General features: G+C 69.3%; 12 protein-coding genes and 1 pseudogene. 9 read left to right on the forward strand and 4 right to left on the reverse strand.

Going from position 1 to position 13110, the window contains the following annotated elements; all coding sequences use genetic code 11:
- The 5 genes and pseudogenes from I003_RS33485 to I003_RS0127870 all read left to right on the forward strand — a co-directional run.
- The coding region (locus I003_RS33485) for a non-reducing end alpha-L-arabinofuranosidase family hydrolase (RefSeq protein ID WP_037721936.1) at positions 1–447 on the forward strand (447 nt) is incomplete at its 5' end.
- A gap of 264 nt (positions 448–711) precedes the next feature.
- A pseudogene (locus tag I003_RS33490) lies at positions 712–1647 on the forward strand (CE1 family esterase); the annotation flags it as partial.
- A gap of 157 nt (positions 1648–1804) precedes the next feature.
- Complete coding sequence (locus I003_RS0127860) at positions 1805–2368, forward strand: DJ-1/PfpI family protein (protein WP_027774494.1); 564 nt, start codon at positions 1805–1807, stop codon at positions 2366–2368.
- 109 nt (positions 2369–2477) lie between these two features.
- Positions 2478–3299 (forward strand): alpha/beta fold hydrolase, encoded by an 822-nt coding sequence (locus tag I003_RS33495; protein WP_106966357.1) that lies wholly within the window; start codon positions 2478–2480, stop codon positions 3297–3299.
- Positions 3296–4462, forward strand: coding sequence for an iron-containing alcohol dehydrogenase (locus I003_RS0127870; protein WP_051368549.1), 1167 nt, complete (start codon positions 3296–3298; stop codon positions 4460–4462). The genes I003_RS33495 and I003_RS0127870 overlap by 4 nt, the downstream gene beginning before the upstream one ends.
- A gap of 216 nt (positions 4463–4678) precedes the next feature.
- Here I003_RS0127870 and I003_RS0127875 read toward each other — a convergent pair whose 3' ends face one another.
- Entirely contained in the window at positions 4679–6115 is a 1437-nt protein-coding gene (locus I003_RS0127875; protein WP_486584425.1) for an endo-1,4-beta-xylanase, read from the reverse strand.
- A gap of 940 nt (positions 6116–7055) precedes the next feature.
- Between I003_RS0127875 and I003_RS0127885 the strand changes: the two genes are divergently transcribed.
- From I003_RS0127885 to I003_RS0127900, 4 genes are all read left to right on the forward strand, one after another.
- Positions 7056–7889, forward strand: coding sequence for a UbiA family prenyltransferase (locus I003_RS0127885; protein WP_051368551.1), 834 nt, complete (start codon positions 7056–7058; stop codon positions 7887–7889).
- Positions 7890–7983: 94 nt separating this feature from the next.
- Positions 7984–9072: a 3-oxoacyl-[acyl-carrier-protein] synthase III C-terminal domain-containing protein gene (locus I003_RS0127890; protein WP_027774499.1), complete on the forward strand. Its 1089-nt coding sequence runs from the start codon at positions 7984–7986 to the stop codon at positions 9070–9072.
- On the forward strand, positions 9069–9587 hold the full coding sequence (locus I003_RS0127895) for an isoprenylcysteine carboxylmethyltransferase family protein (protein WP_027774500.1): 519 nt from the start codon (positions 9069–9071) through the stop codon (positions 9585–9587). The genes I003_RS0127890 and I003_RS0127895 overlap by 4 nt, the downstream gene beginning before the upstream one ends.
- Positions 9588–9597: 10 nt before the next feature.
- Positions 9598–10626 carry an NAD(P)/FAD-dependent oxidoreductase gene (locus tag I003_RS0127900; protein ID WP_027774501.1) on the forward strand — a complete coding sequence of 343 codons (1029 nt, stop codon included), beginning with the start codon at positions 9598–9600 and terminating at the stop codon, positions 10624–10626.
- Between the two features lie 463 nt (positions 10627–11089).
- On the opposite strand, the gene I003_RS36240 is transcribed toward I003_RS0127900, so the two are convergent.
- From I003_RS36240 to I003_RS36250, 3 genes are all read right to left on the reverse strand, one after another.
- On the reverse strand, positions 11090–11677 hold the full coding sequence (locus tag I003_RS36240; RefSeq protein WP_158689029.1) for a hypothetical protein: 588 nt from the start codon (positions 11675–11677) through the stop codon (positions 11090–11092).
- A 126-nt stretch (positions 11678–11803) separates the two neighbouring features.
- Positions 11804–12352, reverse strand: a complete 549-nt coding sequence (locus I003_RS36245) for a hypothetical protein (protein WP_158689030.1) — start codon at positions 12350–12352, stop codon at positions 11804–11806.
- 17 nt (positions 12353–12369) lie between these two features.
- Positions 12370–13110 (reverse strand): hypothetical protein (locus tag I003_RS36250; RefSeq protein WP_158689031.1); only part of this gene is annotated, 741 nt, incomplete at its 5' end.

Raw genomic sequence — 13110 nt, forward strand, 5'->3', positions numbered from 1 at the left:
GGCCGGATCTACCGGGCGAGCATGCCCCTGGGGAACTTCCCCGGCAACTTCGGCTCCTCCTACACCACGATCATGACCGACTCGACGAACAACCTCTTCGAGGGGGTACAGGTCTACAAAGTCGACGGCCAGAACCAATACCTCATGATCGTCGAAGCCATCGGCTCGAACGGCCGCTACTACCGGTCGTTCACGTCCTCCAGCCTGAACGGTTCGTGGACCCCGCAGGCCACCAGTGAGAGCAACCCCTTCGCGGGCCGGGCGAACAGCGGCGCCACCTGGACCAACGACATCAGCCACGGCGACCTCGTCCGCACCAACCCCGACCAGACCATGACCATCGACCCCTGCAACCTGCAGTTCCTCTACCAGGGCAAGGATCCCGGCGCGGGCGGTCCGTACGACCAGCTCCCCTGGCGACCCGGCGTCCTCACCCTGCAGCGCTGACACCCACCGCTTCGAGGAACCCCGGCCGCACCCCGGCCGGGGTTTCCCGGACGGCGGGGTTCTCTCCGGGCCTTCACCGACACCCGCCTCACCGCCGGATCGTCGCTCTGCCGCGGGCCGGCTGGATCTTCCCCGGCCCGGGCCGGCAGGTCCGTTTACAGCCCGGAGAAGGAGCACTACGCTCGGGAGCGCTCCCAAACATATGACGTCTGCCGTCGGGCACGCACACGGGCGACCGACGTCCCGACGGAAAGGGAGAAACCGATGACATACAGATCCCTCTTAGTCCCCCTCGTGGCTGCGGCCCTTATCGTCATGGCCGCTCCCGGCACGGCGCTGAGCAGCAGTCCCGGCCCAGGCACGTCGCCCGTGCAGGTCGGTGCCGCCGCCGCGACCGCCGGATGCGGCCAGGCTCCGACTCTGGCCAGCGGTACGCACACGATCTCCAGCAGCAACCAGAACCGCAGCTACATCCTCAGGGTCCCCGCCGACTACGACAACGACCGCCCCTACCGGCTGATCTTCGGAATGCACTGGCTGGGCGGCACCGCCAACGATGTCGACTCGGGCGGATCCGATGGGTACAACTGGTCCTACTACGGCCTGAGGCGCCTGGCGGACAGCGCGGGCAACGGCACGATCTTCGTGGCGCCCCAGGGCCTCAACAACGGCTGGGCCAACTCCAATGGTCAGGACGTGACCCTCGTCGACGACATACTCCGGGAGATCGAGGCGGGCCTGTGTGTCGACACGACGCAGGTCTTCTCCGCGGGATTCAGTTACGGCGGCGCGATGTCGTACGCCCTCGCCTGCAGCCGAGCGACGGTCTTCCGCGCGGTGGCGGTCTACTCCGGCGCGAACCTCAGCGGCTGCGACGGCGGTACGCAACCCGTCGCGTACATGGGGCTCCACGGCCTCAGGGACAACGTGCTGCCCATTTCCTCGGGACGGGCTTTGCGCGACACTTTCGTCAGGAACAACGGCTGTACCCAGCAGAACCCGCCCGAGCCGGGGCAAGGCAGTCTGACGCACGTCGTCACCGCATACTCCGGGTGCAGCACCGGGTATCCCGTCGTATGGGCCGCGTTCGACGGAGGGCACGACCCCGGCCCCATAGACGGAACCACCGGCGGCGGCTGGCAGACCTGGACGTCGGGAGAGGTGTGGAAGTTCTTCACCCAGTTCGACTCCTCCACGCCCCTCAGCTCCACCGGCCGGTAGATCCCGGGCGGCCTCACAGCCAACGCAACGAAGATCCAACCGTGGAGTCCGCAGAACTGACGCGGGCCTTGAGGGCCGGGCGCCCGGGAGGCGACAAGGGCGTGCGCGATCAGGACTGCCGAGAACCGGAGGAACGATGAAGAAGGTGCTTGTGCTCGTCGGCGACGCGGCCGAGGAGCTGGACACGATGTACCCGGTCTTCCGTATGCGGGAGGCGGGCTATCAGGCCGACGTCGCGGCGCTGACGCGCCGGGACGTCCAGCTCGTGATCCACGACTTCGAGCCGGACTGCGACGCGTACACGGAGAAGAACGGGCGCAGGCTTCCCGTCGACCTGGCCTTCTCGGAGGTCGATCCGGCGGAGTACGCGGGCTTGATCATTCCCGGTGGCCGCGCTCCCGAGTACATCCGCCTCGACCCCGACGTCCGCCGCATCACGGAGTACTTCTTCGCCCACGACCTGCCCGTGGGCACCGTGTGCCACGGGCCGCAGGTGCCGGCGGCCTACGGCCTGCTGAAGGGCCGCACCACGGCCGCGTTCGGACCTTTGGCCGCGGACATGGAGAACGCCGGCGCGGCGGTCGTCGACGGGCCCGACGTCGTCGACGGGAACATGGTCTCCTGCCGGGGCTGGCCGGACCTGCCGGAGTGGTCGCGGGCGTTCGTATCGGTCCTCGAGCGCTCCAGCGCCGCCGGCTGACCGCCGTCGCGTGAGCTTTCCCGTGGAGAGCGCGCGCCCGGGCGTCGCGAGGACGACGGGCCCCGGCATCGAGGGAAGGACGGTCCGGACAGCCGGGCAGGAGACCTATGTGCGCGAGGCGGGTTCCGGCCCGGCCGTCGTCCTGCTGCACGGCTCCGGCCCAGGCACCACGGGCGCGGCCTGGGAGCCCCTCATGGCGGCGATGGCGCCCGGTTTCCGGGTCATCGCGCCCGACTTCGCCGGCTTCGGCCGGAGCAGACCGCTCCCCGGCCCGGAGTCCGGCGGGGAGCACCCCTACGGCCGCCGCGCGTGGACAGAGCAGGTGCTGGAGCTCCTGGACGAACTGAAGCTGGACCGCTGCGCCGTCGTCGGCAACTCCATGGGTGGAGCCATCGCACTGTCGGTGGCCCACGCCCGGCCGCGGACGGTCACCCGGCTGGTGGGGATCGGCACCCTCGGGACCGACATGCCGCTGCCGCCGGGTCTGGACCGGCTCTGGGCGTACCGGCCCGGGCGCGCGGCTGCGCGTGCACTCCTTGAGCTGCTCCACGTCGACGAGGCGTTCCGCACCGACGAGGCCGTCGAGGCGCGGCTCGCCGCCACGCTCGAACCGGGTCCGCGCGAGGCGTTCGCCGCCATGTTCCCGCCGCCGCGCGAGCGATGGGTACGTGACCTCGCGCTGTCCGCCGACGAGCTGGCGCACATAGGGGCGCCCGCGCTCCTGGTGCACGGCGTGGAGGACCGCGTCGTACCGCCGGAGTTCAGCACCCTGCCCCTTCTGCGCCTGCTGCCGGACGCGAGGGCCCACCTGTTCGGGGCGTGCGGGCACGCCTCACCGGCCGAACGACCGACGGAGCTGCACCGGCTCCTGACGATCTTTCTGGAGGAGCCATCAACGACTTCGCGATCCTGCGCACACCCGCCCAGGTGATCTTCGGCACCGGGATGGCCTCCGCGACGGGTCGGCTCGCCGCCGGGTACGGCGACCGGGCGCTGGTCGTCACCGATCCGAACATCACCGGATCACCCGGCTTCACCGCTGTGCTCACCTCGCTGCACGAGGCGGGTGTCGACGCAGGCGTGTTCTCCGAAGCCGTCGTGGACGTGCCCGAGAGCACCATCACGGAGGCGGTCGAGTACGCCACGCAGTACCGGCCGGACGTGATCGTCGCCGTCGGAGGCGGGAGCACCCTCGACCTCGCGAAGGTCACCGCGCTGCTGGTGACCCATCCGGGCACGCTGAGCACCTACTACGCCGTGGAGTCGGTGCCGGGTCCGGTGCTGCCGCTGATCGCCGTGCCCACCACGGCCGGGACGGGCTCGGAGGTCACGCCGGTCTCCGTGATCACCGATGCGACGACGCGGATGAAGGTCGGCGTCGCCAGTCGGCACCTCATCCCGCGGCACGCGCTCTGCGACCCGCTGCTGACCGTGGGCGCACCGCGCACGGTGACCGCTCACTCGGGAATGGATGCGCTGGCCCACGCCGTGGAGTCCCTCATGGCGATCCGCCGGCCCCCCACCGCGTCCTCGGTGCTCGCCCGGCCGCAGGTCGGCAAGAACATGCTCTCCGACACCCTCGCACTGACCGCGGCCGGCGGCATCGTCGCCAACCTGGCCCGCGCCGTCGACGACGGCAACGACCTGGAAGCCCGGTCCGCCATGCTCTACGGCAGCCTGCTCGCCGGCATCGCCTTCGGCAACGCCGGCGTCACCGCCGGGCACGCCCTCCAGTTCGCGGTCGGGGCGGCGACCCACACGCCCCACGGGCTCGGGACCGGCCTCCTGCTCCCCTACGTCATGCAGTTCAACCGAACGGCGCGCCCGGCGGAGATGGCCTCTCTGGCCGACGTGATGGAATGCACCGATCCCGTGGCAGCGGTCCACGAGCTCGGGCTGCGCGTCGGACTGCCCGCCTCACTGGCCGAACTCGGGGTGGAGGCCGGCGACGTCCGCGGACTGGCCGAAGCCTCGATCGGCATCAGGAGACTCATCGACAACAACCCCGTGCCGCTCGACGTGGACGCGCTGGAACAGATCCTGATCGCCGCCTGGCACGGCGAGCCGGACAGGCTCAGCGCGGCACGCGTCTGAGGCCGCCGACCGCCTGACGGCCCCGTGAGGCGCCGTCCTCATGCGTATCAACTTTCCACCGGCCGGCCCATATTCGGCATGGCGAGCACGGGTGCTCCGGGCACCGCCGATTCGGGATCTCGTGCGGCGGACCGCTCGCTCCACCGGTGCGAGTCCGGCAGATCCCGGAGCAACCGCCTCCCCCGCCCCGGGCTTGCAGGGCGGGGGAGGCCGGCCTCACTCGTGGGCCCACCGCTGGTTGGCCGCGCCGGAGCAGGTCTCCAGTTGCAGCAGCGCCCCGTTGGCCGTGGAGGAGCCGGTGACGCCCAGACACAGCCCCGACTGCGCCCCGGTGACCGTGCCGTCGGCATTGACGTTCCACTTCTGGTTGCTTGCCCCGTGGCAGGTCCAGATGATCACCGCCGTGCCCGCACCGGTCCCGGCGCCCTCGGCGTCCAGACACCGGCGTGACGTACCGCCGTAGACCGCCAGTTCGCCGGCGGAGGTGTGCGTCCATTGCTGGTTGGCTCCGCCCCAGCAGTCCCAGATCTGCACCCGGGTGCCCGGCTCGGTCGACTCGTCCGGCACGTCGAGGCATTTGTTCGCCCCCACTGCCCGTAGCTCACTGCCGTCGCCACCACTGTTCCCGCCGTTCAGCGCGTCGAGGACGGCGTGGTACGCCTCCTTCTTCTGGTAATTGCCGTCGAACAGCAGCGGGGTGTCATCACCGCGCCAGGAGTACCGGTCGGTGATGCCCCACGTGGTGATGCCGGTGCAACGGGCCACGGTCATGCACGCCTCCGTGACCTGCCGGTACACGGTGGCCTGGGCGGAGCCCGAGCCGCCGACGTCCAGCTCGGTGATCTGCACGTCGACGCCGAGGTCGGAGAAACGCTGCAGGTTCGCCCGGTAGCTGCTCATGTCGGAGTTCGAGCCGAGGTGGCTCTGGAAGCCCACGCAGTCGATCGGCACGCCGCGGTTGAGGAAGTCGGCGGTCATGTTGTAGATCGCGGTGCTCTTGGCGTTGATGCCGTCGGTGCTGAAGTCGTTGTAGCAGAGCTTGGCGTTCGGGTCGGCCGCCCGGGCGGCCCGGAACGCGTCCTCGATGTAGCCGTTGCCGAGCCGCTGCTGGAAGATCGACTGGCGGCGGCTGCCGTCCCACTCGAACGCCTCGTTCACCACGTCCCACGAGTGGATCTGGCCCCGCCAGTGGCCCGCGACGCCATTGATGTGGCCGACCATCGCCGAGCGCAGGTCGTCACCGTAGAGGTTGCCGACCCAGCCGGGAACCTGGGCGTGCCAGACCAGGGTGTGGCCGCGCACGCTCATGCCGTTGCTCTGCGCATGGCTGACGATCTGGTCGCCGCCGCCGAAGCTGAACTGCCCCCTGTTGGGCTCGGTGGCGTCCCACTTCATCGCGTTCTCCGCCACGACGCTGTTGAACTCACGGTTCAGCGTGGAACCGTACGAGGCGTCGCCGAGCAGGTTGGGAACCACCGCGGCGCCGAAGTAACGCCCGCTCTCGGCCGCCGAGGCGCCGAGGGTGTCGGCGGCGTGGGCGGTGCCGGCGGACATCAGGGTGGCAGCCGTCGCGAGGGCGGCGGTCGTCAGGGCGGCGAGGGCCCGCCGGGTGCGGGATCTCCGTCTCGCCTTCGGGCTGCTGATCATCGCAATCCTCATCTCCTCTGCGGACATGGCATGGCACCGCTCAACAGAGCCTGGTGCCCTGGAACTCCGTGCAGTGGACGCTCAGCGTTGCGTGTTCGGCCTACGTGCGCCGGGTGAGCCGGCGCCGGGTCGATACCCCTGGCGAGGTGGGCCGGCGCGCGTAGAGCAGGACCGGCGCGGCCGGGGCGGTCGCCTCCGGCGCGGCCCGGCCCCGCGCTCGGAGACATTAAATGTCTGACGGAAGGGGCGCAAGCGTGCGTTCGCAAGGTGGGGAAGAATTGCCGAAACATGGCGCCGCAGGCACGAGTTCAAACAATCATATAAGGAGTGATAAGGTATGTGACCCGCCGTCATATCCGATCGTGCGAGCAGAGATCACTCTCCGCTCCCGTCCTCGGTGAGCAAGACATCAGATGTATAGCTCTCCCGCTCCCCCGGCACCGCGGATACGGCTGGAGACCGTGCCAGGTCGTGCGACCGGTCGCGCGCCGTGGTGGTACGAAGCCCGGGGCGGAGGGCAGGCGCACGGGCAAGGCCCGGCGCTCTTGGCGGGGATGAAGGGGTCCCGGGCGGCGAGCGGATCGAAGCCGGCGGAGGAGCCGGCCCGACTGCCGTATCCGCCGGATGCCGTAACGGCTCGTGTGAGCGGAGGGGCGACGGGGCACCTGATGTGCATGCATGTCGCGATTACCGGGGCGAGCCGGACCGTCGGTTCCGTCGTCGTGCAAGGTCTGCGTGTCGAGGACGCCTACGGCCTCGCATGCCCGGCCCGGCGGCGGTCCGGGGGCCCCGGCGGCCTTCGGGACGGCCCGGACGCGCCTGCCGGGGTGGCCGCGGGCATGAGGGAGGCCGCGTCCGGCGGGGTGCCCGTGGTGCGGTCGCGCACCGGGCTCGGCGCGCTTGGCGACGCCACCCACCGGGGTCCGGAGGCGGTGCGGCGACTCCCGTGACCACCGATTCCGCTCAGGCACGCCCCGGACCGTCGCCCGTGCTCGCGCTGCTCGCCGCGGCCCACGGCGGGCCCGCCCTGGCGGTCACCGCCGTCACGGCCCTGCTCGCCGTCCGCGCGGACCTGCGGCCGCTCGACGCCGTCGTCGTCACCGCAGCGGTGTTCACCGGTCAGTTGACGATCGGCTGGGGCAACGACCTGCGCGATCTCTCGCGCGACCGTGCCGTCGGCCGCGCCGACAAGCCGCTGGCCACCGGCGCCCTCCCGGTCGGCTGGGTGGTGCGTGCCGTGGTCACCGCCGCGCTCGCGTGTCTCGTCCTGTCCGTGCTCTGCGGCTGGCGCAGCGCGCTGGTCAACGTCGTCCTCGGCACCGGTGCGGGCCACGTCTACAACTTCGGGCTCAAGGCCACCTCGTGGTCCTGGGTGCCGTACGTCAGCGGCTTCGGGACGCTCCCGTCGATCGTCACCCTCGCCGGCCCCACCCCGGTGTGGGCACCGCTGTGGATGACCGCTGCCGGGGCCGCGCTCGGCGTCGGGGCGCATCTGGCGAACGCCCTGCCCGACCTCGCCGACGACGCACGCACCGGCGTCCGCAGCCTGCCCCACCGGCTCGGCGGACGGCGCTCGCGCGTCCTGGCCGCGCTGCTGCTGCCGGCAGCCTCGCTGCTCGCCGTGCTCGGTCCGGCCGGTACCCCCTCGTGGTGGGCAGGGGCGTCCCTCGCGCCGGTGGCCGTCCTCGCGGTGTTCACGCTGGGCGCCCGGGGGCGCACCCCCTTCCGGGCCGCGTTGGCCATCGCTCTGCTCGACGTCGTGCTGCTGGTGGCCGGCTGATGGCGTCAGCACGCGCACACCCACGCCGTCGCGTTCGGCCGCGGCCGGCGCTCGTCGTACCCACTCGTCCGATCGGCCCGACCCGGGAGCCAGCATGACCATACGCGTCGTCAGCGTGCGCGGCATCCTGCCCGAGCACCGCTACCGGCAGGAGGAGATCACCGAGTCATTCACCACCACGCTGGTCGAGGGCACGCTCGATCGCCGCGTGGTCGAGCGGCTGCACCGCAACGCGTGCGTCGAGAGCCGGCACACCGTGCTCCCGCTGGAGGAGTACGCCCGGCTCGGGGACTTCGGCCGGTCGAACGACGTCTTCATCCGGGCCGGCGTCGAACTCGGCAGTCGCGCAGTGGTCGAAGCGCTCAAGGACGTCGGCCTCACGTCGGCCGACGTCGACTACATCGTGTCGTGCACGGTGACCGGCCTGGCCGTCCCCTCGCTCGACGCCCGCGTCGCGGCGGAGATCGGGCTGCGCCCCGACGTGGTGCGCCTGCCCCTCGTCGGCCTTGGCTGCGTCGCCGGCGCGGCCGGCATCGCACGCCTGCGCGACCTGCTGCGCAGCAACCCGGACGGGGTCGCGGTGCTGATGTCGGTCGAACTGTGTTCGCTCACCCTTCAGCGTGACGACACCTCGTTCGCCAACCTCGTGGCAAGCGGTCTGTTCGGGGACGGTGCCGCGGCGGTGGTCGCCGTCGGCCCCGAACACCCGCTTGCGCAGTCCGACGCCCCCGCCCGCCCCGAGGTGCTCGCCTCGCGCAGCCGTCTCTACCCCGAATCGGAGCGCGCGATGGGCTGGGACATCGGTGCCGGCGGCTTCCGGATCGTACTCGACTCCTCGGTCCCCGACCTGGTGCGCCGGTACGTCGGCGACGACGTCCGCGGCTTCCTCGCCGACCACGAACTGACCGGCGAGGACCTCGGCTGGTACGTCGCGCACCCCGGCGGCCCCCGGGTCCTGGAGGCCCTGCAGGAAGCCCTCGACGTCGAGCGGGACGCCCTGAGGCTGACCTGGGACTCACTGCGCCGGATCGGCAACCTGTCCTCCGCCTCGGTGCTGCACGTCCTGGCGGACACGCTCGCCCACCGCCCGCCCCCGCCCGGATCCCACGGGCTCATGCTCGCCATGGGCCCCGGCTTCTGCTCCGAACTCGTCCTCCTGCGCGCCCCCGGGGGCGAGGGGTGAGCGGCGAGGTCCTGTTCACCGCCCTGATCCTGGCCGTCGGCCTGGAGCGGGTCGCCGAACTGGCCGTCTCCCAGCGCAACGCCGCCTGGAGCACCACGCGGGGCGGCGTGGAGTCCGGACGAGGCCACTACCCGTTCATGGTGGTGCTGCACACGGGCCTGCTCGCCGGCGCGCTCGTGGAGGTGTGGGTGCGGCGGCCGGACACCGCACCGGTCCTGGCCTGGACCATGCTCCTGCTCGTCGCGGCCTCACAGGCGCTGCGCTGGTGGTGCATCGCCACCCTGGGCCGGCAGTGGAACACCCGGGTGATCGTGGTGCCCGGCAGTCCGCGCGTGACCGGCGGCCCCTACCGCTGGTTCTCGCACCCGAACTACGTCGCCGTCGTCGTCGAGGGCCTCGCGCTGCCGCTGGTGCACTCGGCCTGGATCACGGCAGTCGTCTTCACCGTGCTGAACGGGTTCCTGCTCACCACCCGCATGCGCGTCGAAGACGCCGCCCTGGCACGGCTGACCTGAGGAGGCGCGCATGGACCTGCTCATCGCCGGCGCCGGACCCGCGGGTCTCGCCACGGCCCTGCACGCGGCCCGGGCGGGACTCGACGTCGCCGTCTGGGAGCAGCGCGCCGGCACCGTCGACAAGGCGTGCGGCGAAGGGCTGATGCCGGGTGCCGTCGCCGCCCTGGCGGCACTCGGCGTGCACCCGCCGGGGCACGAGCTGCGGGGCATCCGGTACGTCGCCGGAGCGCACCGGGTCGACGCCTGCTTCCGGGCGGGCCCGGGCCGCGGAGTGCGCCGCACCGCGCTGCACACGGCGCTGCGCGAGGCGGCGCTGGACGCGGGCGTGCGGGTCGAGGAGCGCGCGGTGCGCCGTGTCGAGCAGAACGACGACGGTGTCGTGGTCGACGGGACCCGCACCGGCCACCTCGCCGCTGCCGACGGCCTGCACTCCCCGATCCGCCGAGCCCTGGGCCTGCACCGGCCACGTCGGGCCCACCTGAGGCACGGACTGCGGCGTCACTACAGGCTCGCCCCCTGGAGCGACTACGTCGAGGTGCACTGGGCCCGGGACGCGGAGGTCTATGTGACGCCGGTGGCCGGGGACCTCGTCTGCGTCGCGGTGCTCACCACCGCCCGCAGACCGTACGACGACCACCTCGCCGCCTTCCCCGCGTTGCAGGAGCGGCTGGCCGGAGCCGGTACCGCCGGGCCGGTGCGCGGCGCGGGCCCGCTCCGCCAGGCTGCAAGCGCGCGCACGGCCGGCCGCGTGCTGCTCGTCGGTGACGCGGCCGGCTACGTGGACGCGCTGACCGGCGAGGGCATCGCGCTGGCGCTCGCGCAGGCGTCGGCGGCGGTGCGGGCAGTCGTGAGCGGGGACCTGAGGGCCTACGAACGGGAGTGGTGGCGCATCACCCGGCGCTATCGCTGGCTGACCCGGGCGCTGCTCGGCGCGACGAGGATGCCCCCGGTCCGGGCAGCGCTGGTGCCCGCGGGGCAGCGGCTGCCGTGGTTGTTCGCCGCGACCGTCGACACCCTCGCGCATCCGGCACGGTCGTGACCGGGCCCCGGGCCGCATCCCACGCACCTCATGCGCATGACGAAACTCGCAGGTCAGGCAGCCTTCTCGGACCTGACCAGCACTGCCACGCACTCCATGTGGTGGGTCATCGGAAACGTCTCTTGCCAAGCCATGCAGACAAAACCACAGGTCAGAGCGGGTTCCCGGCGCCGTGGGGGGTTCCGTCGCCCACGTAGAGCGTCAAACGAGCGTCACGAGCAACCGCACAGCGCACAGCCGCCTCCCGACCCACCGCCCGCAGCATCAGCGTCGGCTGCCGACTCGCCGGCGGCGGGCTTCGTCGACCGGCTGCCGGCCTCAGTGGTGACTCTTGGCCATGCACCTACTCGGCCAGCAACCAGCCGGACTTGTGCTCCAGGGGCGACGAATTTTCTGCAGCAAGCACATCATTGCATTGTTCGAGGTAAGCAATCCGCAGCTAAAAGGCAGGAATTGATATTACTCAAACAATCCCAAGCGCTACAAGGATCAACCCAATAATGCCTGCAAGAATCGCCACGGCAAGGAACAGGTCCGCACCAGGACTGCGCCTCAAGATATTCTTCTCCATTCTGGGCGCACTAGAGTCCGATTTGGGCGATCGTGGAAGCGTGGCACGTATTTCCTCTGCCGCACGCTGGGAAGTTCGGAAGCGGACGTCAGCGAGTGATCCGCCGAAGCAGAAGGGGTTAATCTCGTCACCATGCACTGCACTTATAGAGAGACCCTCGTACGGGTCACCGATTACCTCTTTTACCGTCTCATACGGAATGTTACGCACACCGAGGAGCCCGACGACAATGATGGATTTTCTGGTCAACACGATCCGGCATGTGCCATAACGCCGGCAGAAGGCACTGATCGCCGCAATCACTGCTGTGAAGAATATTGCGTCGCGATAATTTCCGTTCCGATGGATACCCGCCATTGCCGCCGAGATACCAATTGCCCACATGACGATGACGCTGGCCCAGCCCAGGATCTTCCATGATCGACGCTGAAGGACTCGACAGTCAGGGTTGTGCATCTTTACTCTCGGATTGAATGACACGCACGAGCATCCACTCCCGGCAAGAACACTCCCGCTCCCAGCACCGCAGAATCCCCAATGAAAGCTGCGAATTGATACCCACATTGAGTGCTGCGCGACTTGGTCCACGAAAGTTACGGGGATTCGCTAAAGTAGGCCAGCCACATTCAGCGCCACCAAAACCGGAAAGGGCAGGAAAAGAAGATCACCAACGGTGATCAACATTCTTCGCTTCGACGCCTCCTTGAAATTGACGGATCCTCGACCCCCAGATCGATGAACTGCTATCGCCGCCCGGATTTTCTCTGCCGCATCCCTGACCGTACGGTCTCGATCGACATTAGATCCTGAGAAAGCGAAGACGGGAATCTCACCCCCGTCAGCAGTCTGGACCGAGAGGCCAAATGACGTGTCCAACTTTCTGATGCCGTGAAGCGGAATCCAGCAGGATTCCCAAAAACCAATCACATGCAGCGCGCCGTTCTGGATTTCCACTCTCGGTGCGATGAGAGCCCGCCAGATAAGCCGCAAGACCAGTGGCGACATCGCTGCAGCAATAGCCGTGTCGGCAAGGGAATTCTTTTCCCAGCCAATCGCAAGGCCAGCAGTGGAAATCGCAATCACAACCGAGAGGCCGACGAACCCTCCAATGTAGCTGCTCTTACGCCTCAGGACGACTACATCACCAATCCGCATTTCGTCTCCTCGGCATTCTAGCAAAGCGGGGAACTCAGCGACCCAGCACTGCAGGTACCCCAGGCCAGGCCGCCGTTCAACACAGCGTTGTTTCCGGTCATCTGCCAATTGACCACACCTGGCGCACCCTTCGGGCGCTTATCCCCACGCCAAAGCGGCGGCCTGGGACCTGCCGGACCACGGCTAATTGCTCCGCTACGCCAACTCCCGGCCAGTTGCCGACTCACCATACCTCCACCGACAGTCCAGACAGCCGTGAGCACCGCATTCTGGGCACTCCATTCACCGTTAGCGTAGTCGGCATAATTAGTCGATGCCCAATAAACTCCTCCGGCGAGCGTACACCAGCCGGCCGATGCCAGCACGCACACGCCAAATACGGAGACTTCGGTCATTCCTCGCCAGTGGTCCTTGGTGAAGTTCCAGCCCGCTTTGAGGCCGTCCCCGATCATATTGACGCCACCCTTTAGTGCGCCTCCTATTCCTCCCAGGATTGAGGACTTGTTGTTCTCCTTTTTGCGCCATTCGGCTTTGGCTTTTGCGGCGGCGAGGAGTTGGTCGCGTTTGATGCTGTCGAGGCGGTAGCGCTCTTCCTGGGCTCGGGCTTGCTGTGCGCGGGTCTGTGCCCAGTAGGAGTTGAAGCTTCTGGTGTTGTGGCGGACGAGGGCGCGGTATTTGCTGGTGACGTAGCCTCGGCTGTTGGTGTAGCCCTGTTTGCGGTACCAGCTTTTGCGGACCTTGTTGTTGCCGTAGCCGTG

The organism is Streptomyces sp. CNQ329 (assembly GCF_000482585.1).